The organism is Mycobacterium sp. M23085 (genome assembly GCF_045343915.1).
Lineage (GTDB): Bacteria > Actinomycetota > Actinomycetes > Mycobacteriales > Mycobacteriaceae > Mycobacterium.
On the sequence record NZ_CP174280.1, the window covers coordinates 3523444 to 3541702 of the forward strand.

Genomic DNA, 18259 nt, shown 5'->3' on the forward strand with positions numbered 1-18259 from the left:
GAATACCAAACGACAGATTTAGCATTTGATATCTGAAATATCAGATGTTACGTTTCAAAAATGCGCACCGACAAGATGGCCCTCGTCGCCTTCATGCAGGCCGGCAGCACTTCCGTCTACGCGGGCTCGTGGCGGCACCCGGCGACCGAACACCGCTATCTGGACGCGTCCTACTACGCCAAGATCGGCCGTCAGCTCGAAGAGGGCTGCTTCGACCTGATGTTCTTCGATGATCGCCTGGCGATGCCGGGGGTCTACGGCGGTTCGGTCGACGAAGCCGTCCGCTACGGCGCCCGCCCGGTCAAACTGGACCTCAGCGTGATCCTCGGGGTGCTCGCCCAAGCCACCTCGAAGATCGGGCTGGGCGCCACCTACTCGACGACGTATTACCAACCCTTCCACGTCGCGCGGACCTTCGCCTCGCTGGATCACCTTTCGGGCGGGCGCGCCGCCTGGAACGTAGTCACCTCGGTCAACGACAGCGAAGCGCAGAACTTCGGCGTCGACGCCCACCTCGGACACGACGAACGTTACGACCGCGCCGACGAATTCATGGATGTGGTGACCGGCCTGTGGGACACCTGGGAGGACGACGCCGTCCTGCACTACCGGGCAGCCGGACAGTACGCGGACCCCGCCAAGGTGCACGAGCTGGGCCACGTTGGCGAGTTCTTCTCGGCGCGCGGGCCGTTGACGGTGCCGCGCACGCCCCAGGGCCGCCCGGTCATAATCCAGGCGGGATCATCAGGACGGGGCCGCGAATTCGCCTCGCGCTGGGCCGAATTGATCTTCACCGGTGATCCGGGCATCGACGTTGCGCGCATTAACTACACGGACCAGAAGGACCGCATCGGCGACGCCGGTCGCGATCCTGCCGCGGTTCGCATCTGTCCGATGGCGTACGCCGTCGTCGGCGAGTCGGAGACCCACGCCAAGGAGCGCGAAGCAATGTTCCTCGATGATCTGGTTCATCCGATGGCATCCCTGACGCTCTTGTCTGAGCTGATGAATTACGACTTCGCGCAACACGATCTCGACGACCCGGTGACCGACGAACTGCTCGCCTCGGTCTCCGGCATCCGCGGGCTGGTGCAGAACCTGCGCACCCACATCGGTGGTGACACTGTCACATTGCGCGACCTCGCCAACCATCGCGCCACCTTGCTGCAGGGTCCGCGCTTCGTCGGCACCGGCCGGCAGGTCGCCGATCAGATGGCGGACTGGTTCGAAGCCGGAGCCTGCGATGGATTCGTGTTGGCCGCAACGCATCTGCCCGGGGCATTCGAAGATGTGGTGCGCATGGTGGTTCCAGAACTGCAACGCCGGGGGCTGTTCCGCGCCGAGTACGAGTCGTCGACGCTGCGCGGACACCTTGGCCTGCAACGCCCATTGAATCCGCAGGTGGCTGGCGGTGCCAATGCTTGACGGGCTGCGGGTACTCGACCTCGCCACCCTGGCCGCCGCGCCGCTGGTGGCGACCTATCTGGGCGAATTCGGGGCCGACGTGATCAAGGTCGAGGAACCAAGACACGGGGATCCGATCCGGGGTTGGGGCAATCAGCGCGACGGGGTCGGGCTGATGTGGAAGTCGTTGTCGCGCAATAAACGTTCGGTCACGCTGGACCTGCGCTGCGTCGAGGGTCAGGCGCTGGTGCGCCGACTGGTGCAGCACGCCGACGTCGTCATCATCAACACTCGTCCGCAGACCGTGCGCAAGTGGGGGCTCGACTACCAGAGCCTGCGCGCGGTCAACGACCGGATCGTGATGCTGCACATCACGGGTTACGGGCTGACCGGGCCGAAGAGCCAGCGCCCCGGGTTCGGCACGCTGGGGGAGGCGATGAGCGGATTCGCGCACATCACCGGCCAGGCCGGCGGCCCTCCCACGCTGCCGCCGTTCATGTTGGCCGACGGCGTCGCGTCGCTCAACGCCGCTTACGCGGTGATGATGGCGCTGTATCACCGCGACGTGCACGGTGGGCCGGGTCAGCTGATCGACGTGAACCTGATCGACCCGCTGGCCAGGCTGCTGGAACAGACGTTGTTGGGTTATGACCAGTTGGGCCTGGTGCCCGAGCGGTCCGGCAACAGGTGGGATATTTCGGCGCCGCGCAACACCTATCAGACGGCCGACGGACGGTGGCTGGCCATGTCCGGAAGCTCGCCGGCGCTGGCGTTGAGGGTTTTCCGGGCGATAGGGCGAGACGACCTGGCGCTGGACCCCGACTTCTCAGACCCTCAGCGTCGGCTGGCCAGGACTCGTGAGGTCGACGCCGTGGTCGCCGATTGGGTTGCCACAAAGACTCTTTCGGAGGCGATGGAGGTCTTTGACAATCACGAGGTGGCCGCGGCCCCGGTCTACGACATCGGCGACCTGGTGGCCGACGAACAGCTGGCACATCGTGAGGTGTTCATCTCCGTCGATGATGCGCAACTCGGGCCCGTGAAGGTGCAGGCTCCCGTTCCGCGCTTCTCAGCGGTCTCCGGCACGGTCAGCCACCTAGGGCCCCGCCTCGGCGAACACAACGCCGAAGTGTACGGCGAGCTACTCGGCCTGACTCTTAACGACATTGACGAACTGCGCGCCCGCGGCGTGCTGTGACAGAAAGATATCACCGGTGACAGATCTGCTCCGTCGTTCCGAACTCGCGGTGCCAGCGAGCAACGACAACATGTTCGAGAAGGGCGCCCGGTGCTGCGCCGACCTGGTGTTCCTCGATCTCGAGGACGCGGTGCCGGTGGCATTCAAGGACGAGTCGCGCGCCAAGGCGATCGCCGCGCTCAACGACATCGACTGGGGCCGCACCGCCCGCGCCATCCGGATCAACGGTCTGGACACCCAGTGGTGTCACGACGACGTCGTCGATGTGGTGACCAAGGCCGGTCGGAATCTCGACACAATCATCATTCCGAAGGCCCGGCGGGCCCGCGACGTGTGGTGGGTAGACGTGCTACTCACCCAGTTGGAGGCGAAACTGGGCCTGGACAAAGCCATTCGGCTCGAGGTTCTCATCGAAGAGGTGGAGGGCCTGGCCAACGTCGAGGAGATCGCGGCGTCCAGCCCTCGGCTGGACGCCCTGATCTTCGGCGTGGGGGACTTCTCGCTGTCGCAGGGCGCGCGAGTGGACACCAACTTCGTCCCGCTCGGCGAATATCCCGGCGAATTCTGGGCTTACGCGCGCAACAAGGTGATCGTGGCCGCGCGCATCGCCGGCGTCGACGCAATCGACGCACCGTACCCCGACTACCGGGACCTCAGGGGATACGAGCGCGACGCCCGGCGCGCATCGCTGCTCGGCTACACCGGCAAGTGGGCCATCCACCCCGACCAGGTGCCCGTCGCCAACGAAGTCTATGCCCCGACCGCCGACGAAATCGCCCGCGCCCAAGCCAATGTCGCCGCCTACCGGGAAGCCGAAGCCAACGGCCGCGGCGCCGTCGGGGTGAACGGCGTCCTGGTTGATGCGGCCCACGTGAAGCAAGCCGAGCAGACGCTGGCGCGCGCCGCTCTGATCACGAGCAGCCGCGCTCGCGATCACCGCTAATCGATCACCACCAAGAGGTCGCCACCTTCCACCTGGGCGGTCTGCGAAACCGCAATCCGTGCGACCTTGCCCGCCTTGGGGGTGGTGACGGCGGCTTCCATCTTCATCGCTTCGATCGTCGCGATGGTCTGGCCGGCTTCGACTTCCTCGCCGAGCTCGGTGGTCACCGTCACGACGCCGGCAAAGGGTGCGGCAATGTGGTCCGGGTTGGCGCGGTCGGCCTTCTCGGCGGCGGGCACGTCCGAGGCGATACTGCGGTCACGCACCACGACGGGACGCAGCTGCCCATTGAGGATGCACATCACGGTGCGCATGCCGCGTTCATCGGCATCGGAGACGGCCTCCAATCCGATCAACAGCTCCACACCGCGCTCCAGCTCGACGCGATGTTCGTCGCCGTGGCGCAACCCGTAGAAGAACTGGTTGGCGCTCAGCCGCGAGGTGTCACCGTATTGTTCGCGGTGGTCCTCGAGTTCCTTGGTGGGCCCGGGGAAGAGCAACCGATTCAGCGCCGCCTGCCGGTCGAGCCCCGGTGTGGCCAAAGCCTTTTCGTCTTCGGCTGTCAGCACCTGCTCCGGCTTCGCCGGGCCGCGGCCCTCCAGTGCCTTGGTGCGCAGCGGCTCGGGCCAGCCGCCCGGCGGGTCACCGAGCTCGCCGCGCAAAAAGCCGATCACCGAGTCCGGGATGTCATAGCGGGCGGGATCGTCGGCGAAGTCCTGCGCACTGACGCCCGCGCCCACCAGCGCCAGCGCCAGGTCGCCGACCACCTTGCTGGACGGTGTGACCTTGACCAGGTGCCCGAGAATGGCATCGGCTCCCGCGTAAGCGTTTTCGATGTCCTCGAACCGGTCTCCAAGCCCCAGCGCGATGGCCTGCTGGCGCAGGTTCGACAATTGGCCGCCGGGGATCTCGTGGTGATACACCCGCCCTGTGGGGGCGGGAAGCCCGGATTCGAACGGCGCGTACACCTTTCGGAGCGCCTCCCAATACGGCTCCAGGTCGCAGACCGCCGGCAGCGACAGCCCGGTGTCATACGCCGTGTTGGCCGCGGCGGCCACGATCGACGACAGCGCGGGCTGGCTGGTGGTGCCCGCGAGCGGGGCCGCGGCGCCGTCGACGGCGTCGGCGCCGGCGTGCCAGGCCGCTACGTAGGTGGCCAGTTGCCCGCCCGGGGTGTCGTGGGTATGCACGTGCACCGGCAGATCGAAGCGGGACTTGAGCGCCGAGACCAGCGTTGCCGCCGCCGGCACCCGCAGCAACCCGGCCATGTCCTTGATCGCCAGCACGTGTGCCCCGGCGTCGACGATCTGTTCGGCCAGCTTCAGGTAATAGTCAAGGGTGTACAGCTTTTCGGCCGGATCGCTGAGATCACCGGTGTAGGACATCGCCACCTCGGCGATCGCCGCCCCGGTTTCCCGCACGGCGTCGATGGCCGGCCGCATCGAGTCGACGTTGTTCAGCGCATCGAAGATCCGGAAGATGTCGATGCCGGTCGCCGTCGCCTCCTCGACGAACGCCGTGGTGACCGTCTCCGGGTAGGGCGTGTAGCCCACGGTATTGCGTCCGCGCAGCAGCATCTGCAGGCAGATGTTGGGCAGGGCCTCGCGCAGCGTGGCGAGCCGCTCCCACGGGTCCTCCTTCAGGAACCGCAGCGCCACATCGTAGGTCGCCCCGCCCCAGCATTCGATCGACAGCAGCTGCGGAGTCGTCCGGGCGATATAGGGCGCCACCTTGATCAACCCGCTGGTGCGGACCCGGGTGGCCAGCAGGGACTGGTGCGCGTCGCGGAAGGTGGTATCGGTAACCCCGACGCCCCGGGACTCGCGCAGCCAGGCCGCAAAACGCTCCGGCCCGAGTTCGGTCAACCGCTGCTTGGATCCCGCGGGCGGGTCCGCCGACAGGTCGATGTCGGGCAGCTTGTCATGCGGGTATACCGCCGATGGACGCTCACCGTGTGGCTTGTTGACGGTGACGTCGGCCAGGTAGTTGAGAATCTTGGTGCCGCGGTCGGCGGAGCTGCGCGCGGTGAGTAGCTGGGGGCGCTCCTCGATGAACGACGTCGTGATGCGGCCGGCCTGAAAGTCGGGATCGTCCAAAACCGCCTGCAGGAAAGGAATATTCGTCGAGACACCGCGGATCCGGAACTCCGCGACCGCCCGTCGCGCCCGGCGCACCGCCGTGGCGAAGTCGCGGCCCCGGCAGGTCAGCTTGATCAGCATCGAGTCGAAGTGCGCGCTGATGTCCGCACCCAGCGTGGTGCCGCCGTCCAACCGGATGCCCGCGCCGCCAGGGGTGCGGTATGCGGTGATCCGGCCGGTGTCGGGGCGGAAGCCGTTCGCCGGATCCTCGGTGGTGATCCGGCACTGCAGCGCCGCGCCGTGCGGCACGATCGAGTCTTGGCTCAAGCCAATGTCTTCCAAGCTCTGGCCGCCGGCGATCCGCAGCTGCGCCGACACCAGGTCGACGTCGGTGATCTCCTCGGTCACCGTGTGCTCCACCTGGATGCGGGGGTTCATCTCGATGAACACGTGGTTGCCGCGCTCGTCGAGCAGAAACTCCACGGTGCCCGCGCAGGCGTAATTAATGTGCCGCGCGAACGCCACCGCGTCGGCGCAGATCCTCATCCGCAGTTCAGGATCCAGGTTGGGGGCGGGCGCGATCTCGATGACCTTCTGGTGGCGGCGCTGCACGCTGCAGTCACGCTCGTAGAGGTGCATGACGTTGCCGTGGGTGTCGGCCAGGATCTGAACCTCGATGTGCCGCGGATTGATCACCGCCTGCTCGAGAAACACGGCGGCGTCCCCGAACGCGGATTCGGCCTCCCGGCTGGCCGCCTCGATCGCCTCGGGCAGCGACGCGGCGTCGGTCACCCGGCGCATCCCGCGTCCGCCGCCCCCGGCGACGGCCTTGACGAACAGCGGGAAGGTCATCGCCTCGGCGGCGGCCACCAGTTCGTCCACCGACGTCGACGGTGCCGAGGATGCCAGCACCGGAAGACCCGCTTCCCGCGCCGCCGCGATCGCCCGCGATTTGTTGCCCGTCAGCTCGAGCACCTCCGCGCTCGGGCCGACGAAGGTGATCCCAGCCGCCGCGCATGCCGCCGCCAGGTCCGGATTTTCGGACAGGAAGCCGTAGCCGGGGTAGATCGCATCCGCGCCGCACGCCTGGGCCGTCGCGACGATGTCGTCGACCGACAGGTAGGCGCGAACCGGGTGGCCCTCCTCGCCGATCTGATAGGACTCGTCGGCCTTCAGCCGATGCACGGAATTGCGGTCCTCGTAGGGGTAGATCGCGACCGTTCCGATTTCCAGCTCATAGGCCGCGCGGAACGCGCGGATCGCTATCTCTCCGCGATTGGCGACCAGTACCTTCGCAAACACGGTACTTACGATAGAGCGCGCTGCGGAGGTCCGACATACTCGCTCAGCGGACGGATCAACGCGTTGGACGCGGTCTGCTCGATGATGTGTGCCGTCCACCCGGTGATCCGGCTCATCACGAAGATCGGGGTGAAGACGCCGATGTCAAAGCCCATCAGGTAATAGGCCGGTCCGGTGGGGAAGTCCAGGTTGGGTTTGATGCCGTTGGCATCGGCCATGCCCTTCTCCAGTACTTCGTAGATGTCGAGCCACTTCTGGCCGTCCCGCGCCGCGGCGACGCGCTTGAGCGCCTCCTTCATGGTGGGCACCCGGGAGTCGCCATTTTTGTACACCCGATGGCCGAAGCCCATGATCTTGTCCTTGCGAGCCAGCTTGCCCCGCAGCCATTCCGCGGCCCGGTCGGCGCTGCCGATGTCGAGCATGTCGTGCATGACGGCCTCGTTGGCGCCGCCGTGCAGCGGGCCTTTCAGCGCGCCGATGGCCGCCGTGACCGCGCTGTAGATGTCGGACTGCGTGGAGGTGACCACCCGGGCTGCGAAGGTCGACGCGTTGAAGCTGTGCTCGGCATAGAGGACCATCGACTGCTCGAAGGCGTCCACCACTACCTGCTCGGGCACGTCGCCGAAGCACATGTGCAGGAAATTCTGGGCGTAGTTCATGTGGCTGTGCGGCGCGATCGGCTCCTTGCCATGCCGCCGTCGCATGTCGGCGGCGACGATGGTGGGCAGCACCGCGAACATCCGCAGCGCCTTGGCGTAGTTGGCCGCGGGGCTGCTGTCGTCCTCATCCGGGTCCTCGGCGCCCATGGTGCTGATGACGGTGCGCACCACGTCCATCGGGTGGCAGGTCTCGGGCAGCTTGGCCAACAACGACAGCTGAGATCGGTTCAGCCGGCGGGCCGCTCGTTCCCGCTGGGCGAAGAGCGCGAGCTGTTGGTCGTCGGGAAGCTCTCCATGCCATAGCAGGTAGGCAACCTGCTCGAAGCTGCAATGCGCCGCGAGGTCCTGCACGGCATAGCCGCGGTAGGTCAGCGAGTTGGTCTCCGGTACCACCTTGGAGATGGCGGTGGTGTCCACAACGACACCGGCCAGGCCTTTATAGATGCGGGGTCTGTTGTCTTCGACGGCGCTCATTGCACGACTCCTTGCAGGGCGAAGTTGTAGATGTCGGAATCGAATTGGTTGTAATCGGCGTAGCGCAGCAGCTGGTAGAGCCTGCTGCGGTGTTGCATGCGGTCCAACAGACCCGATTGGGTTCCCGCGTCGGCGATTTCGCGTAGGCCGGCCTCCACGGCGTGCATGGCCAGCCGCAGCGTGGTCACCGGGTAGATCACCACGTTGTAGCCGATGTCGGACAGCTGTTGGGCGGTCAAGAGCTCCGACTTGCCGAACTCGGTCATGTTCGCCAGCAACGGTGTATCCACGGCGGCGCGGAACTGCTCGAATTCCGTTGGCGTGTACAGGGCCTCGGTGAAAATAAGGTCGGCGCCCGCGTCGGCATACGCCTTCGCACGGTCGATCGCCGCGGGCACCCCCTCGATTCCGGCGGCATCGGTGCGGGCACAGACGATGAAGTTCGGGTCGCGGCGGGCCGCCACCGCGGCCCGCAGCCGTTTGATCATCTCGCTCACCGGCACCACGGCCTTGCCGTCGAGATGCCCGCACCGCTTGGGGTTCTCCTGGTCCTCCAAATGGCAGCCGGCCAGCCCGGCATCCTCCAGCACCGTTACGGTGCGCGCGGCGCTCATCGGTTCACCGAAACCGGTGTCGGCGTCGATCAGGGTGGGCAGGTCGGTAACCGAGGCGATCTGTGCGCCGCGACCGCTGACTTCGGACAGGGTGGTCAGGCCGATGTCGGGCAAGCCGAGGTCGGCCGACAGCACCGCGCCGGACACGTAAACGCCGTCGAAGCCGAGCTCGGCGACCAACTTGGCCACCAGCGGCGAGAACGCGCCCGGAAACCGTTGCAAGCGGCCGCTTTCCAGCGCAGCGCGGAAGTGCGCCCGCTTGGCCGCCGCGGGCGCGGTGCCGCCGATCAGTCCGCTCATCAGAAGATCCCGGGCGGGGTCGTGGCTGCGTCGGCCAGGACCAGTGGACCGACGGTGATGTTCAACGCGCCCAGCGCGCCTGGTTGCAGGCCGGGAAGGGCTTCGACCGCCGACAGGAAGCGTCGCCGCTCGGTGTCGCTGACGACACCCTCGGACAGCTCGGTGAACTTCCCGATGTACTGCTTGCGCTCAAATGGCCTGGCCCCCAGCGGATGCGCGTCGGCGACGGCGATCTCGTCGACGATGAGCTCACCGTTTTTGAGGGTGACCTCGGCGCGGGCGCCAAACGCCTTCTCGCCGGGATCCGAGGAGTGATAGCGCCGAGTCCATTCCGGATTTTCGACCGTGGAGATCTTGCGCCACAGCTCGATGGTGTCGGGACGGTGCGCCCGCTCCGGCGCGTAAGACCTTTCGTGGTGCCAGGTTCCGTCCTGTAGCGCCACCGCGAAGATGTACATCACCGAGTGATCCAGCGTTTCGCGGGAAGCATCCGGGTCGAATTTCTGCGGATCGCCCGATCCGGTGCCGATCACGTAGTGGGTGTGATGGCTGGTGTACAGCTCGATCGTTGCGATCTGGTCCAGATCGCCGATGCTGTTCCTCATCCGGCGGGCCAGGTCGATCAACGCCTGACTCTGGTATTCGGCCGAGTGCTCCTTGGTGTAGCTGTCCAGGATGGCGCGCTTGGGCTCGCCCGGCTCGGGCAGCGGCACCTGATACGTGTGTTCCGGACCCGACAGCAGCCAGGCGATCACCCCGTCCTCGCCCTCCCAGATGGGTGCGGGCGCACCCTCGCCGCGCATGGCCCGGTCGACGGCCTCGATGGCGACCTTGCCGGCCCAGGCGGGGGCGTACGCCTTCCAGCTGGAGATCAGGCCCTTGCGTGACTGCCGGGTGGACGTGGTCAGGTGCAGCGCCTGGCCGATCGCCTGGTAGATGGTCTCTTTGTCCAGGCGCAGCATGGTGCCCAGCCCGGCAGCCACCGACGGGCCGAGGTGCGCCACGTGGTCGATCTTGTGCTCGTGCAGGCAAATTCCCTTGACCAGATCGATCTGGACCTCGTAACCGGTTGCGATGCCCCGGATCAGGTCGGCACCGCCGATCCCGAGGTGCTGGGCGACGGCCACCAGCGGCGGGATGTTGTCGCCCGGGTGGGAGTATTCGGCTGCCAAGAAGGTGTCGTGGAAGTCCAGCTCGCGCACGGCGACGCCGTTGGCCCAGGCCGCCCATTCCGGGGAGTAGTCGCCCTGGATGCCGCAGACCTTGGCGCCCTTGAAGGAGTTGGGGTGGGCCTGGGCCTGAGCGCGGGCGGCGGCGACCGGGCGGCGGGTCACCGAGGCGGCCGACACCGCGGCGTTGTCGATGATCCGGTTGATCACCATCGCCTCGGTGTCCGCGGGCACGGCGACCGGGTCGGCCGCGACCTCGGCGATCTTCCAGGCCAGGTGCTCTACACGAGGGAAGTCGTCGGCGCTGCGCCGGGTTCGAACGTCATGGATCCGCATATGCCGCACAGTACGCACCGCCGGGTGGCGGGTAAATGCCCTGTAAGAGCGTAATCCTGTGTCCTTGTCGGCAGAATTTTGCGAATGTTGTGAAAGGAGCGGGCGTACCGTGTGACGGGTGGCGAAGACGTTCGCCGGAGCGCGGCTACGGCGACTACGCGAGGAGCAGGGGCTGACCCAGGTGGCACTGGCGCGCGTCCTGGGGTTGTCGACGAGCTACGTCAACCAGCTGGAGAACGATCAGCGCCCGATCACCGTTCCGGTGCTGCTGGCCCTTGCCGAGCGGTTCGACTTGCCGACCCACTACTTTGCTCCGGAATCCGACGCCCGCCTGGTGTCGGACCTGCGTGAAGTTCTGGCCGACACGTCCGCTACGTCCGGCCAAGTCGAGGAACTGGTCGCCCGCATGCCGGCCGTCGGGCAGACGCTGGTCAATCTGCACCGTCGGCTGCACGACACCACCGCCGAACTCGAAGCGCTGCACAGTCGCGCCAACGTGGAAACCCCGGACACGTCGGCGATGTCCCAACAGCCGATGCCTTTCGAAGAGGTCCGTGACTTTTTCTACGACCGCAAGAACTACATCGGCGAATTGGACGTCGCGGCCGAAGGCTTGTTCAACGAAAACCGGTTGCGCATCGGCGGTCTCGACGGCCAGTTGGCGGGGCTGCTTGCCGAGAAACTCGGTGTCGCGGTGGTGGTCGATGACGGCCAGGTGCTGGATCCCAACTCCAAACGGCTGTTTGCGCCCGAATCGAGAATCCTGTATCTGGCCCGATGGCTGTACCCGGGGCAGCGCGCCTTCCAGCTCGCCACGCAGATCGCCCTGCTGACCCAGGACAGGCTGATCACCGGCATCATCGCCGGCGACGATCAGCTCAGCGACGATGCTCGCGGCGTCGCCCGCATCGGCCTGGCCAACTATTTCGCCGGCGCGTTACTGTTGCCCTACCTGCGATTCCTCGAAGCCGCCGAGAGTGTCCGCTACGACATCGACCAGCTGGCAAGACGATTCGAGGTGGGCTTCGAAACCATCTGCCATCGGCTGTCCACCCTGCAACGCCCCAATGCCCGCGGCGTCCCGTTCATCTTCGTCCGCACCGACAGCGCCGGGAACATCTCGAAACGACAGTCCGCCACGGCATTTCACTTCTCCCGAGTCGGTGGGAACTGCCCGCTGTGGGTGGTGCACCACGCGTTTTCCCGGCCCGGCCAGTTCCTGACACAGGTCGCGCAGATGCCCGACGCGCGCACCTACTTCTGGATCGCCCGGACCACCACGACGGAGCCGAGCCGTTACCTCGGACCGGACAAGAGCTTCGCCATCGGTCTGGGCTGCGACGTCGCCCACGCCGAAAAACTCATCTACTCCGTCGGCATCGATCCGACCAACGCCGAATCGATCGTGCCGATCGGCGCCGGTTGCAAGATCTGCGACCGGCCGGCCTGTTCGCAACGCGCCTTCCCGTATCTCGGTCGCCCGGTATACGTCGACCCGCACAGCAGCACGGATCTGCCGTATCCGCCGGCGATTACGCCCTGAGTGCGGTCAGATCGGGTCGTCCGCCGAGGTGCTGCACCGTGGCGCCGGCGGCCGACGATGCCCGGCGGCCGGCCTCCCGCGGTGTGGCACCGTCACGCAGGGCGGCGATCAGACCGGCCACGAACGCGTCACCGGCTCCGGTCGGATCTATCACCTTCACCTTGGCGAATTCGAAAACCTCGCTGCCGCCGCGCCACGCCACGAGATCACCAACCCCGGGCACCGCGATCGCGGCCAGTTCCGGACCGCAGGCCAGCAGGTGCTCGGCCAGCTCGCGGGCCCGCTCCACCGTGGTGATTTCCCGGTCCGCAAGCAGCGACGCTTCGGTGGCATCGGCGCGGATCACGTCGACCGCTGCGAGGAGGTCCGCGCGAATCGACGGGTCCGGGACGCCATCGGCGACCACCCGCAGTCCCCGCTGCCGCCCGCGCCGCGCCGCCACCATGGCTGTGGCGGTCGGCTGCTGCAACTGAATCGACACGGTGTCGGCGGCCCCGAAAAGGGAAGCCGCCCGGTCGAGGTCCGCGACGACGACCAGCGAACTTTCCGGGACATCTTCCATGAGCATGCGTTCGGCTGGTCGGCCGACGACATCGATCAGAAGCGCCGTCGTGCCGCGGCGCGCGACACCGCCGATGTCGATGCCGTCGCGTTGCGCTTGCTGCAGCACCGCCGCGCCGGCGTGGTCGTCACCCACCACGCCGATGAGGGCGACCGGCACCCCCAGCTGTGCGAGGCCGACGGCCTGGTTGGCGCCCTTGCCGCCGAGTAACTCGTTGCGCTGCAAGACCGCGACGGAATAGTCGGTCGACGGCGGCCCGTCGGTACGCAGCACCAGGTCGCCCGCGATCTGACCGATCACCACAACGCTCATGAGTACACAGTGCCCACTTTTCGTTAGACGGACAATTGCCGCTGGCCCCACGCTGAACTGTTTCGATCCGTCGCAGGCGGAAACCCCTTGCGTCAGTGCTGGAATCCGATACCCAAACGGGAAGGCAAAGATGCGTGCGGCGGTTTTGGAGGCGGTGGGCGAGGTCCCCACAGTTCGAGACTTCGATGAGCCCGATCGCGGTTCCCCGGACGGCATCGTCGAGGTCGTCCTCGCCGGCTGCAACCCGGTGGACCTCGAGCTGGCCTCCGGAAAAATGGGCCAACCGGTCATTCCATCGGTGGTCGGCCGGGAGGGGATAGGCACGCTCGACGGCAAGCGGGTCTACTTCAACGCACCGCCGGCTCCGTTCGGTTCATGGGCGCAACGCTGTCCCGTCGATCCCGAGAAAACCGTTTCCGTGCCCGACGGCCTCGACGACGACGTGGCGGTGGCGTGCGGCATCGCAGGGCTGGCCGCGTGGTTGCCATTGACCCGGCACGCAGACGTGTCGCGTGGCCAGTCGGTTCTCATCCTCGGAGCTACCGGAGTGGTCGGCCGTATCGGCATACAGGTCGCCAGGCTGCTGGGCGCGGGACGCGTGATCGGTGCGGGCCGCAATCCCGACGCGCTTGAGCAGGCCCGCGCCCTGGGCGCGGACGCCACGGTGCAACTCGGCGGAGACGACGACGCGCGGGCGCTGCGCGCCGAGGCGGGCGACGGTTATGACGTGGTCCTCGACCTGGTCTACGGCAAGCCTTTTCTGGCCGCACTCGCCGCGACGGCCAACGGCGCGACGCTGATCACCGTCGGCGAGGGCGCCGGGCCGACTGCCGAGGTGCCGTTCCGCGCGTTGGCTGGCCGCACGCATGTCGGCCATCTCAACGACGCCATGGGGCCGGAGGCGATGCGCGCGGGCTATGAAGAGATCACCAAGCACGCCGCCGCCGGCCGTATCAGCGTTGAGACACAAAGGTATTCACTCGAAGACGCCGCCCAGGCGTGGCGCGCACAACAGTCCGGCCCGCATGTCAAGATCGCGGTGGTGCCATGACCGGACGATACCCACCGTTTTGGGATGCCCTGGCAGGGCGGATCGGCTTCGGGCATTGGGCGTTTCGGCGGCGAATGGGCTATCGGCGATAGTCGCGATGCCCAATCCGACGAGAGACAGCAAGCCCCGCTGAACGCCGTCGGCGCCGCTGATGTCGTCTCGGCCTTGACGAGACAGACGAGGTAGTGGTCCAGTGGGCCATGCACTGGACCGAAGACATGTCATGCCCAAGGTAGCGATCCTCGACGACTACGCCGGCGTGGCCTTGCAGGTCGCAGACTGGTCGCCGGTGCAACGGCGGGCCGAGGTAACCGTTTTCGATCGCCATCTTGGCGAGGACGAGGCGGCCGATGCGCTGCGGCCGTTTGATGCGGTGTGCACCATGCGAGAGCGGATGGCGTTTCCACGGGCCTTGATCGAGCGGCTGCCGCAGCTGAAGCTGATAACAATCGTCGGCAGCAGCCTGCCCAACCTGGACATGGCCGCGGCCACCGAACACGCGGTTCTGGTGGCGCAGTCGGATTTCACCCACCCCCGATTCAGGTCCATGCGCGACGCCACACCGGAACTCGCGTGGGGGCTGATGATCGCGACGGTGCGCAACCTCGCCGACGAGCATCGCAACATGCGCGAGGGCGGCTGGCAGCGCAGCGCGGGCATGACCTTGTCCGGCAAGACCCTGGGACTGCTCGGCCTGGGCAGGGTCGGCAGGCGCATGGCCGAATACGCCACGGCGTTCGGCATGGAAGTCATTGCGTGGAGCCAGAATCTCACCGCGGCGGCCGCCGCGGGCGTGGGCGCACGACGGGTCGAGAAGGCCGCGTTGTTCGAAGCCTCGGATGTGGTCTCCATCCATCTGGTGTTATCGGATCGCACCCGGGGACTGGTCGGTGAATCCGAGCTTGCGCTGATGAAGCCGCGCGCGTACCTGATCAACACCTCCCGCGGCCCGATCGTCGACGAGTCGGCACTGTTGGCGGCATTGGAGGCCGGCCGTATCGCCGGCGCCGGGCTGGACGTCTATGACGTCGAGCCGTTGCCGAGAGACCATCGGCTGCGGTCGCTTCCGAACGTGACCCTGTCCCCGCACCTGGGGTACGTCACCCGCGAAATGCTGGGTGCCTTCTACTCCGACACGGTGGAATCGGTGGTGGCCTGGCTGGACGGAAAGCCCATCAGGATCGCCAATCCCGAAGCGGCGCAGCGGGGTTGAAACCCGGTCATTTCCGCCTCCAGTGCGGACTTCTGACCGCCTCCAGCGCATCGGTGACGTAACGCTCCAGTGGCCGCGGCTTCCCGGACTGTCGCACCCATTGTTGGAAGGCGAAATCTGCTGCCGCGAATGCGAGTTGGACCAGCAGGCCCGGCCGGAGGTCGGCATCCGCAGTCACCCCCATCCGCTCCGCTATGAGCTTGGTAGCGCGCTCCTTATCGGCCGGCCGGTGAACCGTGACCTTGTCGAGCAGGTCGGGGACCACCAGCAGGGCTTCGCGCCATTCTTCGGTGTCGGCCTGCTCGAATGACCGCGTCCGCGTGATGATGGCGTTGATCAGCGCGGCATCGGGTGACTCGCCGGCGGGACGCCCCTCGAGCAGATTGACGATCGCGGCGCCGCCGTAGCGCACCGGCGCGAGGAGAAGCTCTTCCTTGCTCGGCACATGGCGAAAGAACGTGCGCGGGGAAACTCCGGCCGCCGTAGCGATTTCCTCGGTGGTCACCGCGTCGTACCCGCGCTCGACGAACAGCCGGAACGCCGCACGCCGGATATCGGCACGGATCTGTGCGCGCTGCCGGTCGCGGAGCGACACTGGTCTGGTGGGAAGGGTCATCGGAAGCAACCGATCCCACCGTCGACGTGAATGGTCTGCCCGGTGATGAACGTGGCGTCACTGCCGAGCAGGAACGCCACCAGCGCACCCACGTCGGTGCGGACATCGCCGATGCGCTTCATCGGCACCCGCGCCACGGCCTTGTCGTATTCCTTGGGCGCGAACGACTTCCAGAACTTGACACCGTCGGATTCGGCGAAGGGGCAGATGACGTTGACGCGAATGTTGTCGCGCCCCCACTCCAGCGCCGCCACCTTCGACAGCCCGCGGATGCCTTCCTTGGCGGCGGCATAGCCGCCCCACTTGGGCTCACCGCCGGTTCCCGTCCCCGAACCGAGGTTCACGATCGAACCACCGCCGGCCTCGACCATCAACGGGTACACGGCCTGCATCAGCAGAAAGGTGGCACGCGGGCCGACGTCGTAGCCGAGGGCCAGGTCTTCGATGGTGATGTCGACGAACGCCTTTGGCTCGTTGGTGGCGATGGCATTGTTGACCAGGCCGTCTACCGAGCCGAAGGCGTCCACCGCGGCCGCCGCGATCCGCTGTGCGCTGCCCGGATCCCGCAGGTCGGTGACGAGCTCTTCCACCCGCCCGAGCGCCTTCAGCTCGGCGGTGGTCCGGTGCAGGGCCTCGTCCTGGATGTCGACCAGCAGCACGCCCGCACCGCGTTCGAGCAGGGCGGTGGCGACGCCCTTACCCACGCCCTGGGCGGCGCCGGTGACGATCGCGACGTGCCCGCGCATCGAATCGGGGTGGCTGTAACTCATCGGGCTGGTTCCATCTGCGACTGCAGGCGGCGAGAGATGTCGTCGAGCCCGCTCGTCTCGGTCATGGGTTGCCCGCGGCGAGCCCCGGGGCCGGGCGGCCGGCGAACAACGGCAAGTCCAGGTAGGTCTTGATGCCCGGCTCGGCGGCGCACACGTCGGGGATGGCGTTGATGCAGTGGTTGGCGGTAACGACGACGCCCGGATTCTTCACCAAGCCTTCCGCGATGGTCTCCGGTTGCAGGCCCTTAAAGGTCAGGCTCACGTCGGGATCGCCGGTGATCTCCACCTCGAAGCGTTCACCCCGCCCGCCGAAATTCCAGGCGGGGTCCAGATTGTCCTCCCCCATCAACCAGTTGACCGCCGCGGTGATAACCGGCTCGCCGTCGACCAGTGCCTGCCAACGGAACCGGCGCGCCGCCACGGTGCCGGTCGTGATGGGGAACGGATCGTAGTCGATGTCCGCGGTCGCCACGGCTACGTCCTGGATGGTCCTGATGTTGGGATCGATTCGAAATCTCATGTGATCGGCGATCATCCGCACCGACTGCTTGAAGCCCGCTTCGAGCAGACCGGCCATCGGCCCTTGAGTGGCTTCTTCGGGGGTACCGCCGAAGCCCATGATGTGGCGCACCACGTCCGGTGCGTTATAGGTGCGGATGTCGGAGAACTCCTCGGCACGCACGTGGGTGATCGCCGACGACAGTGACGACACCATGAGCGGGAATCGCTCGGTGATGCCACCGGGGTGAATGCCTGAACCATGGAGCGTCACACCGCCTTCCATCGCGGCGTCGACGACGGCCTGGTGACGCTTGTTGTCCGGATCGGGGTACACCCAGCCCACCGGTGTGACGACGTTCTTGCCGGACCGCAGGATGGCGATGACTTCGTCGTCGTTGGGTATCAGCGGGCTGTACATGACGCAGTCGGCGTCCAGCGCCAGTACCTCGTCGATGCTGGTGGTGGCGGTGACGCCGAGGTCCGGTTTCCCGATGATCTGGCCGACATCGACACCTTTCTTGCTCGCGCTGTGTACCCAGCATCCAACGAGTTCCAGTTGGGGGTGATTGATGACGCACTCGATGGCGGCTTTGCCCACGCCCCCGGTGGCCCACTGGATGACACGGAGCTTGGATGGGCGACTCATCATTGACCTCCTGGACGGACAGTGCGGCCTTTACACGGCGGCGAATGAAATGGCAGGCTATGACTTGATGACAGTCACTGTCAACGATCGGGTGGTTTCCTGAAGACCGTCACCGATCGGCTGTGACGGCATCGGGGCCCCCAAAACTAAACCAGCGCAAGGAGATTCAGATGAGCGGTTTGGAGCCGACGCCCGAGCAGTTCGCGGCGCTCGCGGCGCGACCGGCTGATGCGCCGGTGGTGATGGTCAACCTGTTGAAGTTCAAAGCGGACGGCGGCCTGCAGAGCTACCTGCGGTACGGCCAAGAAGTGGTCCCGCACCTGCAACGGGTGGGCGCCAAGCTGCGCTATGCCGGGAAAGCGCCGTCGGTGGTGATCGGCGAAGGCGAAAAGCCTTGGTGGGACGCGATTCTCGTGGTCGAGTACCCAACCCCGCAGGCTTTCATCGACATGGTGACCACACAGGAGTACGCCAAGGTGCACGAGCATCGCGCCGCCGGCCTGGAACGCGGCGATTTGATCGCGACCTCGACATGGTCGATGGCATCCGAGTGACCTGACGCCGTCCG

General features: G+C 66.6%; 15 protein-coding genes. 7 read left to right on the forward strand and 8 right to left on the reverse strand.

Features of this window, described 5'->3' with window-relative positions; all coding sequences use genetic code 11:
* Positions 1–60 precede the first annotated feature (60 nt).
* Genes ACIUM1_RS16340 through ACIUM1_RS16350 form a run of 3 tightly spaced genes read left to right on the forward strand, consistent with a single transcriptional unit; the run spans position 61 to position 3545 of the window.
* The gene (locus ACIUM1_RS16340; RefSeq protein WP_406813691.1) at positions 61–1425 is read left to right on the forward strand and encodes an LLM class flavin-dependent oxidoreductase; all 1365 of its coding nucleotides are present in this window, start codon (positions 61–63) and stop codon (positions 1423–1425) included.
* A complete protein-coding gene (locus tag ACIUM1_RS16345; protein WP_406817707.1) occupies positions 1418–2602 on the forward strand; it encodes a CaiB/BaiF CoA transferase family protein in 1185 nt (394 codons plus the stop codon). The genes ACIUM1_RS16340 and ACIUM1_RS16345 overlap by 8 nt, the downstream gene beginning before the upstream one ends.
* A gap of 16 nt (positions 2603–2618) precedes the next feature.
* On the forward strand, positions 2619–3545 hold the full coding sequence (locus tag ACIUM1_RS16350; RefSeq protein WP_406813692.1) for an HpcH/HpaI aldolase/citrate lyase family protein: 927 nt from the start codon (positions 2619–2621) through the stop codon (positions 3543–3545).
* On the opposite strand, the gene ACIUM1_RS16355 is transcribed toward ACIUM1_RS16350, so the two are convergent.
* The 4 genes from ACIUM1_RS16355 to prpD are packed head-to-tail and all read right to left on the reverse strand — an operon-like array spanning position 3542 to position 10477.
* The gene (locus tag ACIUM1_RS16355; RefSeq protein WP_406813693.1) at positions 3542–6925 is read right to left on the reverse strand and encodes a pyruvate carboxylase; all 3384 of its coding nucleotides are present in this window, start codon (positions 6923–6925) and stop codon (positions 3542–3544) included. The two genes, ACIUM1_RS16350 and ACIUM1_RS16355, sit on opposite strands and share 4 nt — an antisense overlap.
* Before the next feature lie 5 nt (positions 6926–6930).
* Positions 6931–8058, reverse strand: coding sequence for a bifunctional 2-methylcitrate synthase/citrate synthase (locus ACIUM1_RS16360; protein ID WP_406813694.1), 1128 nt, complete (start codon positions 8056–8058; stop codon positions 6931–6933).
* On the reverse strand, positions 8055–8972 hold the full coding sequence (gene prpB, locus ACIUM1_RS16365; protein ID WP_406813695.1) for a methylisocitrate lyase: 918 nt from the start codon (positions 8970–8972) through the stop codon (positions 8055–8057). The genes ACIUM1_RS16360 and prpB overlap by 4 nt, the downstream gene beginning before the upstream one ends.
* Positions 8972–10477: a 2-methylcitrate dehydratase PrpD gene (gene prpD, locus ACIUM1_RS16370; protein WP_406813696.1), complete on the reverse strand. Its 1506-nt coding sequence runs from the start codon at positions 10475–10477 to the stop codon at positions 8972–8974. Before prpD ends, prpB begins: the two co-directional genes overlap by 1 nt.
* 118 nt (positions 10478–10595) lie before the next feature.
* On the opposite strand from prpD, the gene ACIUM1_RS16375 reads away from it, so the two are divergent.
* Entirely contained in the window at positions 10596–12020 is a 1425-nt protein-coding gene (locus tag ACIUM1_RS16375) for a short-chain fatty acyl-CoA regulator family protein (protein ID WP_406813697.1), read from the forward strand.
* Here the strand turns inward: ACIUM1_RS16375 and ACIUM1_RS16380 are convergent.
* Positions 12010–12894, reverse strand: a complete 885-nt coding sequence (locus ACIUM1_RS16380) for a ribokinase (protein ID WP_406813698.1) — start codon at positions 12892–12894, stop codon at positions 12010–12012. The two genes, ACIUM1_RS16375 and ACIUM1_RS16380, sit on opposite strands and share 11 nt — an antisense overlap.
* Positions 12895–13024: 130 nt before the next feature.
* On the opposite strand from ACIUM1_RS16380, the gene ACIUM1_RS16385 reads away from it, so the two are divergent.
* Together ACIUM1_RS16385 and ACIUM1_RS16390 are read left to right on the forward strand one after the other, a co-directional pair.
* Positions 13025–13945 (forward strand): zinc-binding alcohol dehydrogenase family protein, encoded by a 921-nt coding sequence (locus tag ACIUM1_RS16385; RefSeq protein ID WP_406813699.1) that lies wholly within the window; start codon positions 13025–13027, stop codon positions 13943–13945.
* Positions 13946–14168: 223 nt separating this feature from the next.
* Positions 14169–15158 carry a D-2-hydroxyacid dehydrogenase family protein gene (locus ACIUM1_RS16390; RefSeq protein ID WP_406813700.1) on the forward strand — a complete coding sequence of 330 codons (990 nt, stop codon included), beginning with the start codon at positions 14169–14171 and terminating at the stop codon, positions 15156–15158.
* 7 nt (positions 15159–15165) lie between these two features.
* Here ACIUM1_RS16390 and ACIUM1_RS16395 read toward each other — a convergent pair whose 3' ends face one another.
* The 3 genes from ACIUM1_RS16395 to ACIUM1_RS16405 form a co-directional block, all read right to left on the reverse strand.
* The gene (locus ACIUM1_RS16395; RefSeq protein WP_406813701.1) at positions 15166–15774 is read right to left on the reverse strand and encodes a TetR/AcrR family transcriptional regulator; all 609 of its coding nucleotides are present in this window, start codon (positions 15772–15774) and stop codon (positions 15166–15168) included.
* Positions 15771–16544 carry an SDR family NAD(P)-dependent oxidoreductase gene (locus ACIUM1_RS16400; RefSeq protein ID WP_406813702.1) on the reverse strand — a complete coding sequence of 258 codons (774 nt, stop codon included), beginning with the start codon at positions 16542–16544 and terminating at the stop codon, positions 15771–15773. Before ACIUM1_RS16400 ends, ACIUM1_RS16395 begins: the two co-directional genes overlap by 4 nt.
* Positions 16545–16605: 61 nt before the next feature.
* Positions 16606–17691, reverse strand: coding sequence for a dihydrodipicolinate reductase (locus ACIUM1_RS16405; RefSeq protein ID WP_406813703.1), 1086 nt, complete (start codon positions 17689–17691; stop codon positions 16606–16608).
* Positions 17692–17861: 170 nt separating this feature from the next.
* On the opposite strand from ACIUM1_RS16405, the gene ACIUM1_RS16410 reads away from it, so the two are divergent.
* Complete coding sequence (locus tag ACIUM1_RS16410; RefSeq protein ID WP_406813704.1) at positions 17862–18245, forward strand: DUF1330 domain-containing protein; 384 nt, start codon at positions 17862–17864, stop codon at positions 18243–18245.
* The last annotated feature ends 14 nt before the right edge of the window (positions 18246–18259 follow it).

Coding starts and splice junctions, on each gene's coding strand:
- ACIUM1_RS16340 (WP_406813691.1), top strand. CDS start 61: ATGCGCACCGACAAGATGGCCCTCGTCGCCTTCATGCAGGCCGGCAGC.
- ACIUM1_RS16405 (WP_406813703.1), bottom strand. CDS start 17,691: ATGAGTCGCCCATCCAAGCTCCGTGTCATCCAGTGGGCCACCGGGGGC.
- prpB (WP_406813695.1), bottom strand. CDS start 8,972: ATGAGCGGACTGATCGGCGGCACCGCGCCCGCGGCGGCCAAGCGGGCG.
- prpD (WP_406813696.1), bottom strand. CDS start 10,477: ATGCGGATCCATGACGTTCGAACCCGGCGCAGCGCCGACGACTTCCCT.
- ACIUM1_RS16380 (WP_406813698.1), bottom strand. CDS start 12,894: ATGAGCGTTGTGGTGATCGGTCAGATCGCGGGCGACCTGGTGCTGCGT.
- ACIUM1_RS16400 (WP_406813702.1), bottom strand. CDS start 16,544: ATGAGTTACAGCCACCCCGATTCGATGCGCGGGCACGTCGCGATCGTC.
- ACIUM1_RS16390 (WP_406813700.1), top strand. CDS start 14,169: ATGCCCAAGGTAGCGATCCTCGACGACTACGCCGGCGTGGCCTTGCAG.
- ACIUM1_RS16345 (WP_406817707.1), top strand. CDS start 1,418: ATGCTTGACGGGCTGCGGGTACTCGACCTCGCCACCCTGGCCGCCGCG.
- ACIUM1_RS16395 (WP_406813701.1), bottom strand. CDS start 15,774: ATGACCCTTCCCACCAGACCAGTGTCGCTCCGCGACCGGCAGCGCGCA.
- ACIUM1_RS16360 (WP_406813694.1), bottom strand. CDS start 8,058: ATGAGCGCCGTCGAAGACAACAGACCCCGCATCTATAAAGGCCTGGCC.
- ACIUM1_RS16410 (WP_406813704.1), top strand. CDS start 17,862: ATGAGCGGTTTGGAGCCGACGCCCGAGCAGTTCGCGGCGCTCGCGGCG.
- ACIUM1_RS16385 (WP_406813699.1), top strand. CDS start 13,025: ATGCGTGCGGCGGTTTTGGAGGCGGTGGGCGAGGTCCCCACAGTTCGA.